At 68.1% G+C, this 17711-nt stretch carries 18 protein-coding genes; 7 read left to right on the forward strand and 11 right to left on the reverse strand.

Features of this window, described 5'->3' with window-relative positions; translation table 11 throughout:
- Positions 1–14 precede the first annotated feature (14 nt).
- From ACY466_RS14260 to ACY466_RS14270, 3 genes are read left to right on the forward strand one after another with little or no spacing between them, the layout of a single operon-like run.
- Positions 15–746: a phosphoadenylyl-sulfate reductase gene (locus ACY466_RS14260; RefSeq protein WP_463246005.1), complete on the forward strand. Its 732-nt coding sequence runs from the start codon at positions 15–17 to the stop codon at positions 744–746.
- The gene (gene cysD, locus ACY466_RS14265) at positions 743–1666 is read left to right on the forward strand and encodes a sulfate adenylyltransferase subunit CysD (protein WP_463246006.1); all 924 of its coding nucleotides are present in this window, start codon (positions 743–745) and stop codon (positions 1664–1666) included. Before ACY466_RS14260 ends, cysD begins: the two co-directional genes overlap by 4 nt.
- Positions 1666–3420: a GTP-binding protein gene (locus tag ACY466_RS14270; RefSeq protein WP_463246007.1), complete on the forward strand. Its 1755-nt coding sequence runs from the start codon at positions 1666–1668 to the stop codon at positions 3418–3420. The genes cysD and ACY466_RS14270 overlap by 1 nt, the downstream gene beginning before the upstream one ends.
- 41 nt (positions 3421–3461) lie before the next feature.
- Here the strand turns inward: ACY466_RS14270 and ACY466_RS14275 are convergent, their stop codons facing one another.
- From ACY466_RS14275 to ACY466_RS14300, 6 genes are all read right to left on the reverse strand, one after another.
- The gene (locus tag ACY466_RS14275; protein ID WP_463246008.1) at positions 3462–4508 is read right to left on the reverse strand and encodes a sulfate/molybdate ABC transporter ATP-binding protein; all 1047 of its coding nucleotides are present in this window, start codon (positions 4506–4508) and stop codon (positions 3462–3464) included.
- Positions 4509–4510: 2 nt separating this feature from the next.
- Positions 4511–5314: a sulfate ABC transporter permease subunit CysW gene (gene cysW / locus ACY466_RS14280; RefSeq protein ID WP_463246009.1), complete on the reverse strand. Its 804-nt coding sequence runs from the start codon at positions 5312–5314 to the stop codon at positions 4511–4513.
- Positions 5311–6135: a sulfate ABC transporter permease subunit CysT gene (gene cysT, locus ACY466_RS14285; protein ID WP_463246010.1), complete on the reverse strand. Its 825-nt coding sequence runs from the start codon at positions 6133–6135 to the stop codon at positions 5311–5313. Before cysT ends, cysW begins: the two co-directional genes overlap by 4 nt.
- Position 6136: 1 nt before the next feature.
- On the reverse strand, positions 6137–7195 hold the full coding sequence (locus ACY466_RS14290) for a sulfate ABC transporter substrate-binding protein (protein ID WP_463246011.1): 1059 nt from the start codon (positions 7193–7195) through the stop codon (positions 6137–6139).
- 128 nt (positions 7196–7323) lie between these two features.
- Positions 7324–7413, reverse strand: a complete 90-nt coding sequence (locus ACY466_RS14295; RefSeq protein WP_463246012.1) for an Ms4533A family Cys-rich leader peptide — start codon at positions 7411–7413, stop codon at positions 7324–7326.
- Positions 7414–7548: 135 nt separating this feature from the next.
- On the reverse strand, positions 7549–7791 hold the full coding sequence (locus tag ACY466_RS14300; protein WP_463246013.1) for a hypothetical protein: 243 nt from the start codon (positions 7789–7791) through the stop codon (positions 7549–7551).
- A gap of 78 nt (positions 7792–7869) precedes the next feature.
- Between ACY466_RS14300 and ACY466_RS14305 the strand changes: the two genes are divergently transcribed.
- The gene (locus ACY466_RS14305) at positions 7870–9924 is read left to right on the forward strand and encodes a glycoside hydrolase family 15 protein (RefSeq protein ID WP_463246014.1); all 2055 of its coding nucleotides are present in this window, start codon (positions 7870–7872) and stop codon (positions 9922–9924) included.
- 2 nt (positions 9925–9926) lie between these two features.
- Complete coding sequence (locus ACY466_RS14310) at positions 9927–10304, forward strand: hypothetical protein (protein ID WP_463246015.1); 378 nt, start codon at positions 9927–9929, stop codon at positions 10302–10304.
- A gap of 14 nt (positions 10305–10318) precedes the next feature.
- Here ACY466_RS14310 and ACY466_RS14315 read toward each other — a convergent pair whose 3' ends face one another.
- Positions 10319–10963 carry a TetR/AcrR family transcriptional regulator gene (locus ACY466_RS14315; protein ID WP_463252300.1) on the reverse strand — a complete coding sequence of 215 codons (645 nt, stop codon included), beginning with the start codon at positions 10961–10963 and terminating at the stop codon, positions 10319–10321.
- A gap of 76 nt (positions 10964–11039) precedes the next feature.
- Positions 11040–12914, reverse strand: coding sequence for a translation elongation factor 4 (lepA, locus tag ACY466_RS14320; protein WP_463246016.1), 1875 nt, complete (start codon positions 12912–12914; stop codon positions 11040–11042).
- 100 nt (positions 12915–13014) lie between these two features.
- On the opposite strand from lepA, the gene ACY466_RS14325 reads away from it, so the two are divergent.
- Entirely contained in the window at positions 13015–13584 is a 570-nt protein-coding gene (locus ACY466_RS14325) for a type II toxin-antitoxin system PemK/MazF family toxin (RefSeq protein ID WP_463246017.1), read from the forward strand.
- Between the two features lie 35 nt (positions 13585–13619).
- Here the strand turns inward: ACY466_RS14325 and ACY466_RS14330 are convergent, their stop codons facing one another.
- Genes ACY466_RS14330 through ACY466_RS14340 form a run of 3 tightly spaced genes read right to left on the reverse strand, consistent with a single transcriptional unit; the run spans position 13620 to position 16974 of the window.
- Entirely contained in the window at positions 13620–14450 is an 831-nt protein-coding gene (locus ACY466_RS14330; protein WP_463252301.1) for a transglutaminase family protein, read from the reverse strand.
- Between the two features lie 8 nt (positions 14451–14458).
- Positions 14459–15430, reverse strand: coding sequence for an alpha-E domain-containing protein (locus ACY466_RS14335; RefSeq protein WP_463246018.1), 972 nt, complete (start codon positions 15428–15430; stop codon positions 14459–14461).
- Complete coding sequence (locus ACY466_RS14340; RefSeq protein ID WP_463252302.1) at positions 15430–16974, reverse strand: circularly permuted type 2 ATP-grasp protein; 1545 nt, start codon at positions 16972–16974, stop codon at positions 15430–15432. Before ACY466_RS14340 ends, ACY466_RS14335 begins: the two co-directional genes overlap by 1 nt.
- A gap of 376 nt (positions 16975–17350) precedes the next feature.
- On the opposite strand from ACY466_RS14340, the gene rpsT reads away from it, so the two are divergent.
- A complete protein-coding gene (gene rpsT, locus ACY466_RS14345) occupies positions 17351–17611 on the forward strand; it encodes a 30S ribosomal protein S20 (RefSeq protein WP_463246019.1) in 261 nt (86 codons plus the stop codon).
- Positions 17612–17711: the final 100 nt, after the last annotated feature.

The following is a 17711-nucleotide window of genomic DNA, read 5'->3' on the forward strand; positions in this document are numbered from 1 at the left end:
CGAAAGGTTGTCTCATGAGCGTCACCACCCACCGCAATCTGTCCGAGAGCGAACTGCGGGAGATCGCCGAGCGCGGCGCCCGCGAACTGGACGGAGCCTCCGCTGCCGATCTGATGCGGTGGACCGAGGACACCTTCGGCGAGGACTACATCGTCGCGTCGAACATGCAGGACGGCGCCCTGGTGCACCTCGCCGCGCAGGTCCACCCCGGCGTCGACGTGCTGTTCCTCGAGACCGGCTACCACTTCGCGGAGACCATCGGCACGCGCGACGCGGTGGAGTCGGTGTACGGGGTCAACGTGATCGACGCGAAAACCGATGTCACCGTGGCGCAGCAGGATTCGATCGAGGGCAAGGACCTGTTCGCCCGCGATCCCGCTCGCTGCTGCGCGTTGCGCAAGGTCGCGCCGCTGAAGAAGGAACTCGCGAATTACAGCGCCTGGGTCACCGGCATCCGCCGGGTCGAGGCGCCGACGCGCGCCAACGCTCCCCTCATCTCCTTCGACGAGGGGTTCGGGTTGGTCAAGATCAACCCCATCGCCGCGTGGTCGGACGAGGAGATGCAGAGCTACATCGACGAGCACGGCATTCTCGTCAATCCCCTGGTGGACGAGGGGTATCCGTCGATCGGATGCGCGCCGTGCACCGCCAAGCCCGCCCCCGGAGCCGATCCGCGCAGCGGCCGGTGGGCCGGCAGCAACAAGATCGAGTGCGGCCTGCACTCGTCCGAGGAAGGAACCCGATGACCGCCGTCACGGCCGACGTCACCCACGTCGACGAGCTGCGGGCGCTCGAGGCCGAGTCCGTCCACATCATTCGCGAAGTGGTCGCGGAGCTCGAACGGCCCGTGTTGCTGTTCTCGGCGGGCAAGGACTCCATCGTTCTGCTTCGTCTGGCGGAGAAGGCCTTTCGCCCGTCCCCCGTGCCGTTCCCGGTGATGCACGTCGACACCGGACACAACTTCGACGAGGTCATCGAGTTCCGTGATCGCCGACTCGCCGAGGGTGGTCATCGCCTCGTGGTCGCGTCGGTCCAGGAATCGATCGACGCGGGACGGGTTCGGGAGGTCGGTGGACCCAACGGCTCACGCAACCGTCTCCAGACGCGAACCCTGCTCGACGCCTTGGAGGCCAACAAGTTCGACGCCGCCTTCGGCGGTGCCCGACGCGACGAGGAGCGCGCTCGCGCCAAGGAGCGCGTCCTGAGCTTCCGCGACGAGTTCGGCCAGTGGGATCCGCGGGCCCAGCGCCCCGAACCCTGGTCGCTCTACAACGGCCGCATCAAGCGCGGCGAACAGGTTCGAGTCTTTCCGCTCAGCAACTGGACCGAACTCGACATCTGGCGCTACATCGAGCTCGAACAGCTCGAACTGCCCTCGATCTACTTCGCGCACGAGCGCGAGGTGTTCGAGCGGGACGGAATTCTGTTGGCCACATCGAAGTTCACGGCCGCCGAGGACCACGAGAGCGCGAACGTGGAGATGGTGCGGTACCGCACCGTCGGCGATCTGACCATCACCGGCGCCGTCCGCTCGCACGCCACCGACATCGCCGGAGTCATCCGGGAGATCTCCGCGGCCACCGTCTCCGAACGCGGCGAGACCCGCGCGGACGACCGCACGTCCACCGCAGCCATGGAAGATCGCAAGCGCGAGGGGTACTTCTGATGACCGTCACCACGCCGGACTCGGCCACCGAGTTCGTCTCCGAGGACGCCGGCCGGCCGCGTCAGCTCCTGCGGATCGCCACGGCGGGATCCGTCGACGACGGCAAGAGCACGCTCATCGGCCGACTGCTGCACGACACGGACAGCCTGCCGCTCGATCACCTCGACGCCGTCACCGACGAGGAGGGAGTCGCCGATCTTGCGGCCCTGTCCGACGGGCTGCGCGCGGAGCGCGAGCAGGGCATCACCATCGACGTGGCCTACCGCTTCTTCTCCACCCCGTCCCGCAGCTACGTCCTCGCCGACACCCCCGGACACGAGCGCTACACGCGCAACATGTTCACCGGGGCCTCGAACGCGAACGTCGCCATCCTGCTGGTCGACGCCCGCGCCGGCGTGCTTCGCCAGACGAGGCGGCACGCCCGCATCGCCACGCTGGTCGGCGTCGATCGCCTGGTGGCCGCCGTCAACAAGATGGACCTCATCGATTTCGACGAATCCCGTTTCCGCGGTGTCGAATCCGAGCTGGCCGAGCTGGGCGCGCGCCTGGGCACCGAGATCGTGGTGATCCCGATGGCCGCCAAGCAGGGCGACAACGTCGTGAGTCGGTCCGAGGCCATGCCCTGGTACGCCGGCCCCACCCTGCTCGAGTACCTCGAGGCCATCGACCTCCAGGCCCCGGCGCCCATCGCGACCGAACTCCGACTTCCCGTCCAGTGGGTGTCCCGCCCCACCTCCGGCGAGCGTCGCCGCTACACCGGGCGCCTGTCCGCGGGCACCCTCGCGGTCGGCGACCGGATCACCGCGCTGCCGTCGGGATCGCACAGCGTGGTCACCGCCCTGGACACCCTCGACGACGCTCGGTCCGTTGCCGTGGCCCCGCTGTCGGTGTCCGTGGAGTTGGCCGACGACATCGACGTCGCCCGTGGTGACATCCTCGTCAGCGGCGAACCCGAAGCGCATCATCCCGTCCTGGCCCGCGAGATCGACGCGACCGTGTGCTGGCTGGCCGAAGCGCCGCTCGCCCACGGAGATCGGCTGACGCTCAAGCACACCACCAGCACGGTGCGGGCGACCGTGCAGCGCATCCACTCTCGACTCGACCCGGAAACGCTCGACGAGCACCCGGGGTCGGAGAGCCTGGTCCTCAACGACATCGCACGCATCACGTTGCGCACCAGCGCCGTGGTCACGGTCGACGACTACGCGGACAACCGGGACGCGGGCGCGTTCATCCTCGTCGACGAGCACACCAACGACACCGTCGCCGCCGGGATCATCGAGGGCGCACGTGCGGTGGTCGATCGCTCCGACTCCCCCGCCTGGGTGCTCTCCCCCCTCACGCACGACGAGCGGGCCCGGCGCACCGGTCAGCGCGGTGCGACGGTGTGGATCACCGGGGCGCCGTCCTCGGTGAAGGCCGGTACGGTCCTCGCGATCGAGGATGCGGTCACCGCAGCCGGGCGTGTCGGCTACGTCCTCGGCGGCGAGAACGTCCGCACCGCACTGGATCTCGACGACGACGCCGGAACCCGCCGCGCCGCACTGCAGTTGGCTCGGCTCGCGCGTCTGTTCGCCGACGCCGGCGTCGTCGCGATCGTGCCGGTGGCCACGAGCGATCGCGGCGATCTGGACGCGGTGCGCCTCGAAGTCGAAGCGGCACAGCTGAGTGTCACCGAGCTCGACGTCGACGCCGGGGACACCCGTCCCGCCGAGGCCGTCGCAGCCGACGTGGTGGCCGAGCTGCTGGGCTGACTCTCGCACCGCACCGTACGAGCCGGCGCGGGTGGCCGGGATCAGCCGATCTCGGCCACCCGCGTCGCTCGCACGTAGACGGTCTCGCCGCTGCGCAGACCGAGCGCCTCGTTGTCCCCGCGGGTGATCTGGGCGAAGAACAGCTCGCCCGTCGCGGCGTTCCGCAGCTCGACGCGCACCTCGAAGCCGAGCTGCACCACCCGCTCGACCGTCGAGCGCAGCACTCCGGCGGATCCTGCGGTTCCCTCGTCCTCGGCGCGCGCGAGCTCCGGGGTTCGGCCGACGCGAATGTCGTGCGGCCGCACGAGCTGTCCGTTGAGAACGGACACGTCACCGAGGAACGACATCACGAAGTTGTTCGCCGGCCGGTCGTAGAGATCCGCCGGAGTCCCCACCTGTTCGATGCGCCCCCTGTTCATCACCGCGATGCGATCGGCCACGTCCAGGGCTTCCTGCTGATCGTGGGTGACCAGAACGGTGGTCACGTGCACCTCGTCGTGCAGACGCCGCAACCAGGTGCGCAGATCGGCGCGGACCTTGGCGTCGAGCGCGCCGAAGGGCTCGTCCAGCAACAACACTCGCGGGTCGACGGCGAGTGCGCGGGCCAGAGCCATGCGCTGACGCTGGCCGCCCGACAACTGCGCCGGGTAGCGGCCCTGGAAGCCCGCGAGTCCGACGATCTCGAGCAACTCGTCCACGCGCGCGTCGATGTCCTTCTTCGGCTTCTTGCGGATCTCGAGGCCGAAGGCGACGTTCTTGCGCACGGTGAGGTGCTTGAACGCGGCGTAGTGCTGGAACACGAAGCCGATGTCCCGCTTCTGCGGGGTGACCGTGGTGACGTCGTCGCCCGCGATCACCACGATGCCGGAGTCGAGATCCTCGAGCCCCGCGATGGACCGCAGCAGGGTCGATTTGCCGGAGCCACTGGGGCCCAGCAGTGCGGTCAGCGAGCCCGTCGGGATGTCGAGGGAGACGTCGTCGAGGGCGGCGAAATCGCCGTAGTGCTTGGAGGCCCCGCGCACCGAGATCTCGACGCCGGAGGAGATGTCGGGGGTCGGCCGATCGGTGGCCGTGCTCGTGTTGGGCATGCTCATTCCTTGCTTCGCTTACGATCGAGGACCGTCATGAGGAGCAGCACGATCACAGCCACCGCCATCAGAAGGGTCGACGCCGCGTAGGCGCCGGGTTGGTTGAAGTCTTCGTACCGGGAGTGCACCAGCAGGGTCAGGGTCTGGGAGACGCCGGGCAGGTTCGTCGAGACGATGATGACCGCGCCGAACTCGCCGAGCGAACGCGCCACGGTGAGGACGATGCCGTAGGTCAGACCCCACTTGATCGCCGGAAGCGTGATGCGCCAGAAGGTCTGCCAGGACGACGCACCGAGGGTGGACGCCGCCTCTTCCTGTTCCTGACCGATCTCGTGGAGCACCGGTTCCACCTCGCGCACCACGAACGGCAGCGTCACGAAGATGGTGGCGAGCACCATGCCGGGAAGAGCGAAGATGATCGTGATCCCCCACTCGGCGAGGAAGCCGAACCAGCCTCCCGCGCCCCACAGCAGAATGAGCGCGACGCCCACGATCACCGGCGACACGGCGAACGGCAGGTCCACCACCGCCTGAAGGATGCCCTTTCCGCGGAACTTCCCGCGGGCGAGCGCCAGCGCCGTCACCACACCGAACACCACGTTCAGCGGCACCACGATCGCCACGATGAGCAGTGACAACTGCAAGGCTGCCTGCGCGGCGGGCGTGGTGATCAACTGCAGGAAGTTGACGATGCCGCCCTCGAACGTCCGGTAGAGGATCGCTCCGAGCGGAAAGACCACCAGCACGGCGAGGTAGAGCAGGGCCACGGTGCGCAGCCCGATGCGAGTGCCCGAGGAGAGTTTCACGCGCGCTCCTCCCGCTTGGCCAGACGTCCGCCGACGATGCGCAGCACGAAGAGCACGGCGAAGGCCATCGCCAGCAGCACCACCGAGACGGCGGCCGCGTCGACCTGTTGGCCCGTCTCGATCTGCTCGCGGATGAGCTGGGACGCGATCTGCGTCTCCCCCGAGATGTTGCCGCCGATCAGCACCACCGATCCGAACTCGCCGAGCGCCCGGGCGAAGGCGAGCCCGGCGCCGGAGAGGATGGCGGGGAGCAAGACCGGCAGGACGACCTTGCGGAAGATCACCAGGTTGCTCGCGCCGAGAGACGCGGCGGCCTCCTCGACGTCGCGATCCAGTTCGATCAGCACCGGCTGCACCGCGCGGACGACGAACGGCAGGGTCACGAACAGCAGGGCGAGGACCACGCCGGCCTTCGTGGCGTTCAGGGTGATGCCGACCGGGCTCATCGGGCCGTAGAGCGAGAGCAGCACCAGGCTGGTGACGATGGTGGGCAGCGCGAACGGCAGGTCGATGAGCGTGTTCACCAACCCCTTGCCGGGGAAGTCGTCCCGCACCAGCACCCAGGCGATGATCGTTCCCAGCACCACGTTGATCAGCGCCGTGATCACCGAGACCTGGAGGGTCACCCGGAAGGTGGCCACGGCCCGCGGATCGGTGATGGCGTCGACGAAGGCCGCGGGCCCGTCGGACAGCGACTCGCTGGCCACCGCCGCGAGTGGCAGCAGCACCATCAGCGACAGCCACAGCACCACGACGCCCAGCGTCGGTCGCCCGGTTCCACCCAGCTTCTTCGGCCGGCGAGTGCTTCCTCGTGTCGTCATGTCAGGTGGACGCTCGGTAGATGGCGTTGATGGCTCCGGTTTCACCGAAGAGGTCGTCGTCCACGACGTCCCAGCCCCCGAAATCGTCGATCGTGTAGAGCGTGGCCGGCGCCGGATAGGTGTCGACGTACTCGGCCGCGACGGCCGGGTCGACCGGACGGAAGCCGCTTTCCGCCCAGACTCGCTGTCCCTCTTCGGTGTAGAGGAAGTCGTTGAGTGCGTTGGCCTGGTCGAGGTTGCTGCTGTCGTTCACCACGGCAACGGGATTGTCGATCCGGAAGGTCGCGTCGGGCACGAGGTAGTCGATCGACTCGCCCTGGCCGTCCAGCAGGATGGCCTCGTTCTCGTAGCTCAGGAGGACATCGCCCTGCCCCTGGAGGAACGCCTCGCTGGCGGCGCGGCCGGAGTCGGGCTGCAGCGGGAAGTGCGACACCAGTTCGGTGACGTAGTCCAGACCGGCCTGCCGATCCTGGCCGCCGTTGCTCATCGCCGCGTAGGGCGCCAACAGGTTCCATTTCGCCGAACCGGAGCTGAGCGGGCTGGGGCTGATGACCTCCACGTCGGGTCGGAGCAGGTCCTCCCACGTGCGGATGTTCTTGGGGTTCCCCTCGCGCACCACGAACGCGACGACGGAGCCGAAGGGCACACCGCCGTAGGCGCCGGTGTTCCAGTCCTCGTCGATCCGGCCGGCGTCGACGATTCGGGTGATGTCGGGTTCGACGGAGAAATTCACGATGTCGGCGGGCGCACCGTCGACGACCTTGCGCGACTGGTTGCCCGACGGGCCGTAATCGGCGTTGATGACGACGTTGGTGCCGCTGTCCCCGTCCTCCTCGGTCTCGGTCTCGGCGTCGCGGGTCTGGCTCTCGCCGAACGCTTCTCCGATGGCCTCCCACCCGTTCTTGGGTACGGCGTACGCCACCAGGGTGACCGACGGTCCGTCGGTGGTGGCCGCGTTCTCCCCCACGGTGTCCGAGGACCCCGGTGAGCAGGCGGTGACCGTCAGAGCCGCGGCGGCGGTCAGCGCCGCCCACGCTCGGACGCGTCGGGATCGGAACACGGTGAACCTCTTTCGAACGCACGCGCAGCGAGGGCGTGACGGAGAACCTGACGGCGGGAATCGAGTACGCCCGCGGGTTCGGAGCCTCGACGAGGGTCGAGGCTCGACCGGGACGGCGTACGAGCTCGTCAGCGACAGTCGACGTCGGCGACCGCGAGCATGCCGACCGCGATCAACGCCAGTTCGTGGCGGATCGGGTGCAGGGCTTCGTCGGACACGCGTTGAAATCTAGCAGAGGACGCGCGATCCGCCCGCGCTCGTGTGACCCGCGCCTCACACCAGGGTGAACAGCCACGCCACCACGACGAGAACGATGAGGGCGATCAGCGCCAGCGTGACTTTCGAGCGGGGCATCAGGTCTCGCTTCTGTCGGGTTCGGCCGGGGCGGCGGTCGCGCGAGGCGCCTGGCCGGTGTCCCCCCGGGTGGAGATGCGATCGCGCACGCCCACGACGGCGGCGAGGACCAGGTCGAGGAGGTAGGCCACGAGGGCCGCGAGCGGCACGACGGCCAGGAGGACGACGGCGACCTGCGGAACGAAGGACAGGCCGGCGATCCAGAGTTCGACCCCGTCCCACCACCTCGCCACCGCGTCCATGCCTGCGACCCTAGTCGGATCGGTATGCGGTGTGGCCGAGCGGTGGACTCGAACCGCCCGGCCACTCATGATGGGGGCATGAGCCCGTTCGACGATCAGTCCGGTGTCCCCCGCGTCGTCGGTCCCGACGAGGCCGCGTTCGGTCCCGCGGCCGAGCCCGGCGTGGCTGCGGGAGGAGCCCTCGACGCCGTCGCCGAGGCCCACCAGTCCTGGGTGCCGCGTCGAACGGCGTTCCCACCGATCGACGACTACGCGTTCCTCTCGGACTGCGAGTCGACCTGTCTCATCGCTCGGAACGGCGCCGTCGAGTGGATGTGCGTGCCACGTCCGGACTCCCCCAGCATCTTCGGCTCGATCCTGGACCGCAGCGCCGGCCACTTCCGAGTCGGGCCCTACGGGCAGAACGTCCCCGCGGCGCGGCGTTACCTGCCGGGCGGTCTCATCGTGGAGACCACGTGGCAGACCGAGACCGGGTGGCTCATCGTGCGCGACGCCCTGGTGATGGGCAAGTGGCACAACACCGACGAGCGTTCGCGCACACATCGCCGAGCTCCGTCCGACTGGGATGCCGAGCACTGCTTGCTTCGGACCATCAAGTGCGTGAGCGGCACCGTCGAGTTGGAGATGAGCTGCGAGCCGGCGTTCGACTACCACCGTCGCCCGGCCCGCTGGGAGTACACCGGCAAGGTGTACGAGGAGGCGACGGCCACCGCGACTCCGGCGGACGACGACGACGGCACCCCGCAGCCGACGCTGCGGCTCACCACCAACCTGCGCATCGGGCTCGAGGGTCGTGAAGCGCGGGCGCGCACCCGATTGGTGGAGGGCGACAACGTGTTCGTGGCGCTGTCCTGGTCCTCGCTCGATCCGCCGACCACCTTCGAGGAGGCGTCGGACCGCATGTGGCAGACCTCGGAGTGCTGGCGGCAGTGGATCACCATCGGCCGGTTCCCGGACCACCCGTGGCGCGGGTTCCTGCAGCGCAGTGCACTCACCCTCAAGGGTCTGACGTACGCGCCGACCGGGGCCCTGCTCGCCGCGTCTACCACGTCGCTTCCGGAAACACCGGGCGGCGAACGCAACTGGGACTACCGCTACGCCTGGGTCCGCGATTCCACGTTCGCGCTGTGGGGGCTCTACACGCTCGGTCTCGACCGCGAGGCGAACGACTTCTTCTCCTTCATCTCCGACGTCAGCAACGGCGAGCACGGCGAACCAGTACCGCTGCAGGTGATGTACGGCATCGGCGGCGAGCGCACGCTCGAGGAGGAGGAGCTGACGCATCTCTCCGGATACGACGGTGCCCGCCCCGTCCGCATCGGCAACGGCGCGTACAACCAGCGTCAGCACGACATCTGGGGCACGATGCTCGATTCGGTCTACCTGCACGTGCGTTCGCGCGAGCAGGTACCGGAGTCGTTGTGGCCGTTGCTCAAACGCCAGGTGGAACAGGCGATCGAACACTGGCGGGAGCCCGATCGCGGAATCTGGGAGGTGCGTGGCGAACCGCAGCACTTCACGTCGTCCAAGGTGATGTGCTGGGTCGCGCTCGATCGCGGCGCCAAACTCGCCGTGCTGCACGGCGAGCAGGGCTACGCCGAGGAGTGGAACGCCATCGCCGACGAGATCAAGGACGACATCCTGGCGAACGGTGTCGACGAGCGCGGGGTGTTCACGCAGCGCTACGGCGACGACTCGCTGGATGCGTCCCTGCTCCTGGTTCCGCTGTTGCGCTTCCTGCCGTCCGACGACGCCCGAGTTCGCGCCACGGTGCTCGCGATCGCCGACGAGCTGACCGAGGACGGTCTGGTGCTGCGCTACCGGGTGGAGACCACGGACGACGGATTGTCCGGCGAGGAGGGCACGTTCACCATCTGCTCGTTCTGGCTGGTGTCCGCGCTCGTGGAGATCGGCGAACTGGAACGAGCCAAGCGCCTGTGCGAGCGGCTGCTGGGGTACGCGAGCCCCCTCAAGCTGTACGCCGAGGAGATCGACGCGAAGTCGGGGCGGCACCTCGGCAACTTCCCGCAGGCGTTCACCCACCTCGCCCTCATCAACGCCGTGGTGCACGTGATCCGGGCCGAGGAAGCCGCGGTGTCGGGGCAGTTCCAGCCGGCGCACACCCACACCTGACGATGATCGTCACCGGAGCGTTCTTCGCCGACTACGCACGCCAGGCGGAGCAGAAGCTGGACGTGCTCGGCGGGGTCTGGGACTGGTGCGTGCTTCCCTCGCTCGCCCATCCCGTCGAGGCGTATCTCGTGGTGCTGCTGCAACAGGGGTCCGACGACACCGAGGGGCGCGTCTCGGTGGAGATCGGCGACTCCGGCGAGGACGGTCCCCTCCACGCGTTCGAGATCCCGGTTGCCGCGAACCGGGAGGGAGCGCAACAGGCGGTGGCGCTTCCCATCTCGTTCACGTGTCGACGCGTCGGGCGCCACGTCCTGCGGTTGAGCACCGGAGCGAGCGACCCGGGATTCGTGCTCTCCCTCGACGTGCGGGCGATGGCCTGATCCCGGCCCCTGCGTTACGCGTCGGGCAGTCGTAGGGCGTTGAGCCACAACCGATTCGCGGTGTCCACCAGCTCGTCGAGGGTGGTGCCGGTCGGACCCGCACCGACCGCGGGTTCGACGACGAAGTAGCCGAAGGCGAGGCGGCTGATCATGCCGGACAGCGCCCGCGACGCAAGGACCGGATCGAGGTCGGGATCCGCGGCTCCACGCGACTGCAGATCGGCGATGCTGCGCGCGTTCCGGTGGATGAACGCCTCCGCCCGCGTGTGGCGCAGCACCATGAAGCGCCGATCGATGCCCGCGACCTGCTCGAGCAGCGCCATCAACTTCGCGTTGCGTTCGTAGGCCTCGAAGTACGCGCAGTTGCTTGCGCGCACGATCGCCACGGGGTCGTCGTCCGCCGCGACCCTCGGTGTTCCGGGGTGCAGCATCTCCTCCTGCGCCCGCTCGAGCACCGCGGCGAAGATCTCCTCCTTGCCGGCGAAGTACGTGTAGAACGTCCCCGCCGAGCACTGCGCCTCGACGGTGATGTCCACCAGTCGTGCGTCGAGGTACCCGGAGCGCTCGAATACCGCCCGCGCCGCCGTGATCAGAGCGTCGCGAGTGCGCACGCCGCGGCGGGTGACGGGCGGATCCCGCAACAGTGACGCGTCCGCCAACGACGGCGGAGCGTCCTCGGCGTCACCCCCGGACCCGTGCGCCTCGGCGTCACCCCCGGACACAGAGGGGTCCGGCCTACTTCTTCTTGTCGGCGGAGGACTCCGTCGACAGCGCTGCCACGAACGCTTCCTGCGGAACCTCGACGCGACCGATGGTCTTCATGCGCTTCTTGCCGGCCTTCTGCTTCTCGAGGAGCTTGCGCTTACGGCTGATGTCACCGCCGTAGCACTTGGCCAGCACGTCCTTGCGAATCGCCCGAATATTCTCGCGCGCAATGATCTTGGAGCCGATCGCCGCCTGGATGGGAATCTCGTACTGCTGCCGCGGAATGAGATCCTTGAGCCGGGTGGTCATCTTGTTGCCGTAGGCGCCGGCCGCGTCCATGTGCACGATCGCCGAGAACGCGTCCACCGCCTCGCCCTGCAGGAGGATGTCGACCTTCACCAGGTTGGCCGACTCCTCGCCGATCTCCTCGTAGTCCAGGCTGGCGTACCCCCGCGTGCGGGACTTCAGGATGTCGAAGAAGTCGAAGATGATCTCGGCCATCGGAATCGTGTAGCGCAGTTCGACGCGGGTCTCGGACAGGTAGTCCATGCCGCCCAGCTCACCGCGGCGGCTCTGGCACAGCTCCATGATCGAGCCGATGAACTCGCTCGGCGAGATGATCGTGCACTTGACCATCGGCTCGAACACCGCGCGGGACTTGCCCTCGGGCCAGTACGACGGGTTGGTGACGATGTGCTCCTCGCCGTCGTTCATCTCCACGCGGTAGACCACGTTCGGCGAGGTGGAGATGAGGTCGAGGTTGAATTCGCGTTCGAGCCGCTCGCGCGTGATCTCCATGTGGAGCAGTCCGAGGAACCCGCAGCGGAAACCGAATCCCAGCGCGACGGACGTCTCCGGCTCGTAGGTCAAGGCCGCATCGTTCAGTTGCAGCTTCTCGAGGGCGTCGCGCAGAACGGGATAGTCGGACCCGTCCACCGGGTAGAGCCCGGAGTACACCATCGGGCGGGGTTCGCGGTATCCGGTCAGCGCCTCGGTGGCGCCGTGCTTGGCGGTGGTGACGGTGTCACCGACCTTCGACTGACGGACGTCCTTCACGCCGGTGATGAGGTAGCCGACCTCGCCGACGCCGAGACCCTTGGTCGGCTTGGGATCGGGCGAGACGATGCCGACCTCGACCAGTTCGTGCGTCGATCCGGTCGACATCATCGTGACCTTCTCGCGCGGCAGGATGCGGCCGTCGACCACTCGCACGTAGGTGACCACGCCGCGGTACGCGTCGTACACGGAGTCGAAGATCATCGCCCGAGCCGGGCCGTCGGCGTCGCCCACGGGCGCCGGCACCAGGCGCACGACCTCGTCGAGAAGGGCTTCCACGCCCATGCCCGTCTTTCCGGACACGCGCAGCACGTCGTCGGCCTCGCACCCGATGATGTGGGCGATCTCGGCGGCGTAGCGATCGGGGTCGGCGGCGGGCAGGTCGATCTTGTTGAGCACCGGAATGATCGTCAGATCCTTCTCGAGCGCCAGGTACAGGTTCGCCAGCGTCTGGGCCTCGATGCCCTGGGCGGCGTCCACCAGCAGCACGGCACCCTCGCACGCCTCCAGCGCACGGGACACCTCGTAGGTGAAGTCGACGTGGCCGGGCGTGTCGATGAGGTGCAGGACGTGTTCGGTCTCCCCCACCTTCCACGGCAACCGCACGTTCTGGGCCTTGATGGTGATCCCGCGCTCGCGTTCGATATCCATGCGGTCCAGGTACTGGGCGCGCATCGACCGGTCGTCGACCACACCCGTGAGCTGCAGCATGCGGTCGGCCAGCGTCGATTTCCCGTGGTCGATGTGCGCGATGATGCAGAAGTTACGGATCTTGGCGGGATCCGTGAAGGTGGTGTCGGCAAAGCTGGTGATGGGGAGCTCCTCTTCGGCCGGACGACGCGTGGACACCGGTGGGTGGGACGCCGTGGCGATGCGCCGGATACGAACCGTCAGAATATCGGCTGAGCCGCGCGATGGTGCACGCGGGCGTGATCGGTAACCTGAACCGATGGCAACCCTGTCCTCCATCGGTAAGAAACTCGGCAAGCTCGCGGTGGCCGAGGGACCTCGGCTGTTCCGCCAGTTGCAGCGGTCCGGCGCGCTCGACAAGGTCGTGGACGCCGTCGGTCAGCGCCGCACGGGCGCCGCGGAGGGAACCGCGGTCCCGGCCGGCCGGCCGGTCACCACGACGTCCGTTCCGTCCGCCATGCGAGCCCGACGCGTCGAGTACTCCCCCGCACTCGACGGTGCCGCCGATCCCGGCGAGGTCGTGTGGACCTGGGTCGCGTACGAGGACGATCCGACGCAGGGCAAGGACCGCCCGGTGTTGGTCGTCGGGCGCGACGGTTCGGTTCTGCTCGGCCTGATACTCTCGAGCAAGGACACGCACGACGGCGACCGCGACTGGCAGCACCTCGGCACCGGCCCCTGGGACCCGCAGGGCCGGCCGAGCTGGGTACGCCTCGACCGCGTACTCGACGTTCCCGAGGACGGCATTCGCCGCGAGGGCGCCGTGCTGCCCCGCGACCGGTTCGACGCGGTCGCGGGGCGGCTGCGGGCGGAGTATTCCTGGAGCTGACGCCGGGCCGGTGACGCGGCGTCGGCTCCGGACTTCTAGGCCAGGCGGGTGATCTCGACGACCACGTCGAGATCTCTCGCCTCACCACCGGAGAAGATGCCCTTGAGCGGCGGCACGTCGGCGTAGTCCCGGCCGATCCCGACGGAGACGTGCTGCTCGTTGACCGGCACGGCGTTGGTGGGGTCGTAGCCCCACCACGATCCGGTCCACGCCTCGACCCAGGCGTGCGACTCCCCCTCGACCGAATCACCCACGGCCGCCTCGCGATTGGGGTGCAGGTAGCCGGAGACGTAGCGGCTGGGGATGCCCAGGCTGCGAAGCATCACCAGCGTCAGGTGGGCGTAGTCCTGGCAGACGCCCTTCTTCTCGGCCCACGCCTCGACCGCGGACGTGTGCACGCCCGTGGTCCCGGGAACGTACGACATCTCCTGGTTGACCCACTCGCACACCGCGATCACGGCGTCGTACGGGCTCAGGTCCTTCGCGAGCTTCTTCGCCTGCGCGGCCAGCTTGCGGTCGCGAGGCACGTACTGGGTTTCGCCGAGCAGTTCGTTGAACCGGTCGATCAGGGAGTCCACGGTCAGGCCGTCCCAGTCGACGGTCTCCTCCGGAGCGCTGAACGCGTCGGTCTCGACGACCGACGATCCCGCGACCTCGAGCGAGGTGTGCGGCGCGTGGAGGTCGAACGCGGTCACCGCGGTACCCCAGTAGTCCGTGTAGCGGTAGGACCTGGTGGCCGGATCGGTCTCGACGCGATTGAGAATCACGTTCTGGCGGTTGTCACTTCGCGGGGTCAGGCGAGCCTCGTTGTACGACGACGTGACCGGCGCTTCGTAGTTGTACCCCGTGGTGTGCACCACACGCATACGCCAGCTCACAGCTCACCCTCCAATTGTGCTTCGTCCGTGCGGGTTCCCGCGTCCGTCCATGCCACCCACGGCGCCGCGTGGAAGTACTGCTTCGAGATCGCCTCACCCACGTCGCGGCACGTCTCCTGCAGCGCCATCAGTCGATCCTGCAGATCCTCCAGGAGTGCGCCGGGCTGCAGGAACTCGAGCTCGCTGCGCGCGCGGCCCAGCAGTCGCTGCGCCTCGGCGCGTGAGCCCACGCGCATGTCCGGATGGTGATCGAGACTTTCGAGGGAGTGCTCGGCCTCGCTCAGCGCGTAGAACACCGATCGGGGGAACAGCCGGTCGAGGAGCATGAACTCGAGGACGCGCTGCGCGTCGAGGGCGCCGCGGTAGGTCCGCAGGTACGTGTCGTGCGCACCGGCGGATCGCAGCACCGTGACCCACGCCGGCGAGGACGGTCGGTCTCCCGCACGGGCGAGCAGCAACCGCACCGTCATGTCGATACGCTCGACCGAGCGGCCGAGCAGAAGGAACCGGTACCCGTCGTCGCGGCTGAGCGTGGAGTCCGCGAGACCGGCGAACATCGCCGCGCGTTCCTCGATGAAGCCGAGGAACTCGTGCGGACCGAGGCGCTTCGACGCCCGGATGCGGTCTCCGAGTGCGTTGTACGTGGTGTTGAGGCACTCCCACATCTCGCTCGACGTCACCTCGCGGGCACCGCGGGCGTTCTCGCGGGCACTGGAGAGCGAATCGACGATGGAGCCGTTGCCGTCCCGCGAGAAGGCGACCAGCTCCGTCAGGGACCACACGTCCAGACGTTCCTCGGGAAGCTCGAAACCCAACACTCGCAACAACACTCGCGAGGTGTGGTCGGGATCGACGGTCGCGTCCTCGAGCAGCTGGTGCACCGTGACGTCGAGAATGCGCGCGGTGTCGTCGGCGCGTTCGACGTAGCGGCCGATCCAGTAGAGCGATTCGGCGTTACGAGCCAACATCAGCGGGCACCGTCCTTCGTGGAGTTGGTCTGCTGCTGCTGTTGCTGTTGCTGCTGGATCTGCTGCATCGACAGTTCCGGGCCCTGCTCGGCCGTGGGCGAGGACGGGGGCTCGCTGACGATCTCGGCACCGCCGAGTTCGCGCTCCTCCTCGCTCGTCGCGCGACCCGCGAGGACCCAGGTGTCCTTGCTGCCGCCGCCCTGACTGGAGTTGACCACCAGGGACCCCTCCGGCAGCGCGACCCGGGTCAGTCCGCCGGGCAGCACCCAGACGTCGTCACCGTCGTTGACGGCGAACGGACGCAGGTCCACGTGGCGCGGCGCGAGCTGATCGCCGATCTTCGTCGGCACCGTGGACAACTGGACGACCGGCTGCGCGATCCATCCACGCGGATCGGCACGGATCTTCTTGCTGATGGTCGCGAGTTCCTTCGGCGACGCGTCGGGCCCGAAGACGATGCCGTATCCGCCGGATCCCTCGACGGGCTTGATCACCAGCTCGTCGACCCGGTCCAGGACTTCCTCGCACTCCTCGGGGAGCCAGCACCGGAAGGTGTCGACGTTGGCCAGCATCGGCTTCTCGCCGAGGTAGTACTCTATGATGGTCGGAACGTAGGTGTAGGTCAGCTTGTCGTCGCCGACACCGTTTCCGACGGCACTCGAGATGACCACGTTGCCCGCGCGGGCGGCGTTCACGAGCCCCGCGACACCGAGCACCGAGTCCGGACGGAACTGCATCGGATCGAGGTAGTCGTCGTCGATCCGTCGGTAGATGACGTCGACCTGACGCTCACCCTCCGTGGTGCGCATGTAGACCACGTTGTCGCGGCAGAACAGGTCCCGTCCTTCGACGAGTTCCACGCCCATCAACCGCGCGAGCAGCGAGTGCTCGAAGTACGCGGAGTTCGCGACACCGGGTGTGAGGACCACGACCGTCGGGTCGGCCTCGTTGATCGCGGCCGCGGCCCGCAGGGCCCGGAGGAGGTGCGTCGCGTAGTCCCCGACGGCGCGAACCCGGTGGCTGCCGAACAGGTCGGGGAACACGCGCGCCATCGTGCGGCGGTTCTCCATCACGTAGGACACACCCGACGGCGACCGCAGGTTGTCCTCGAGAACGCGGAACGTTCCCTCCGCGTCGCGGATGAGGTCGATGCCCGCGACGTGGATGCGCACACCGTTGGGCGGCACGATGCCGAAGGCCTCGCGGTGGAAGTGCTCGCACGACGTCACCAGACGCTTGGGAACCACACCGTCACGCAGGATCTCCTGCTCGCCGTAGATGTCGGCGAGGAACATCTCGAGCGCCTTCACACGCTGCTTGATCCCGCGTTCGAGGCGGTTCCACTCGGACGCGGCGATGACACGCGGCACGAGGTCCAGCGGGAACGGGCGCTCCTGGCCCTCCAGAGCGAACGTGATGCCCTGGTCGACGAAGGCGCGACCGAGAGCGTCGGACCGCGATTCGAGTTCGGCGGCATCCGACGGCGCGAGCGCCTTGTGGATGCCCTTGTACGGACCGCGGAGGCCGCCGTCCTTGTCGAACATCTCGTCGTAGGCCAGGTCGTACTTGCCGATGTCGGCGTAGCCGTCGAAGACACTCGTCGGAGATTGGGCACGAGCTTGCCGTCGTACCTTCTTGGTGTCGGCTCCTGCTCTGTGCGGTGGGGCTGACGCTGATCGAGGGCTCATTGGCGTCATGTTGCCTCACCGATCGCGGCGCGACGTGCGGGACACGTAAATTCCGTGCAACGTCCCCACCCGGCGGTGGCGTCGACCGCCCGCGACGAATTGGGTTCTGTCCCTCTGCGCTGGTAGTCTCGTACGTCGGCGCCAGGGATCGTTCCACCGACCCGCGCGAACACTGCTTTCGACGTATTTCATGCACGGCTCGACCCCAGAGAAGACGTAAGGATACCTACGCGTGGCCAACATCAAGTCCCAGGTGAAGCGAATCGGCACCAACGAGCGTCAGCGGCTGCGCAACCAGTCGGTGAAGTCCTCGCTTCGCACCATCATCCGCTCGTTCCGCGAGGCCACGGCCGCCGGTGACAAGGCCAAGGCCGAAGAGCTGATGCTGACGGCGAGCCGCAAGCTCGACAAGGCTGCCAGCAAGGGCGTCATCCACAAGAACCAGGCGGCCAACAAGAAGTCGGCACTGGCTTCGGCGCTGCACAAGATCTGAGTCGGTTCACCCGACGCGTACGACGCACCGCCCCGGCATTTCGGCCGGGGCGGCTTTGTGCGTGGTATGCCCAGCGTGCGTTGCCGGCGCGAGTGTCGTG

Source organism: Rhodococcus sp. K11/5 (genome assembly GCF_055193735.1).

Coding starts and splice junctions, on each gene's coding strand:
- ACY466_RS14310 (WP_463246015.1), top strand. CDS start 9,927: ATGATCGTCACCGGAGCGTTCTTCGCCGACTACGCACGCCAGGCGGAG.
- ACY466_RS14340 (WP_463252302.1), bottom strand. CDS start 16,974: ATGTTCGACAAGGACGGCGGCCTCCGCGGTCCGTACAAGGGCATCCAC.
- ACY466_RS14330 (WP_463252301.1), bottom strand. CDS start 14,450: ATGCGTGTGGTGCACACCACGGGGTACAACTACGAAGCGCCGGTCACG.
- ACY466_RS14335 (WP_463246018.1), bottom strand. CDS start 15,430: ATGTTGGCTCGTAACGCCGAATCGCTCTACTGGATCGGCCGCTACGTC.
- ACY466_RS14260 (WP_463246005.1), top strand. CDS start 15: ATGAGCGTCACCACCCACCGCAATCTGTCCGAGAGCGAACTGCGGGAG.
- cysD (WP_463246006.1), top strand. CDS start 743: ATGACCGCCGTCACGGCCGACGTCACCCACGTCGACGAGCTGCGGGCG.
- ACY466_RS14270 (WP_463246007.1), top strand. CDS start 1,666: ATGACCGTCACCACGCCGGACTCGGCCACCGAGTTCGTCTCCGAGGAC.
- ACY466_RS14305 (WP_463246014.1), top strand. CDS start 7,870: ATGAGCCCGTTCGACGATCAGTCCGGTGTCCCCCGCGTCGTCGGTCCC.
- ACY466_RS14300 (WP_463246013.1), bottom strand. CDS start 7,791: ATGGACGCGGTGGCGAGGTGGTGGGACGGGGTCGAACTCTGGATCGCC.
- ACY466_RS14325 (WP_463246017.1), top strand. CDS start 13,015: ATGGCAACCCTGTCCTCCATCGGTAAGAAACTCGGCAAGCTCGCGGTG.
- ACY466_RS14275 (WP_463246008.1), bottom strand. CDS start 4,508: ATGCCCAACACGAGCACGGCCACCGATCGGCCGACCCCCGACATCTCC.
- cysT (WP_463246010.1), bottom strand. CDS start 6,135: ATGACGACACGAGGAAGCACTCGCCGGCCGAAGAAGCTGGGTGGAACC.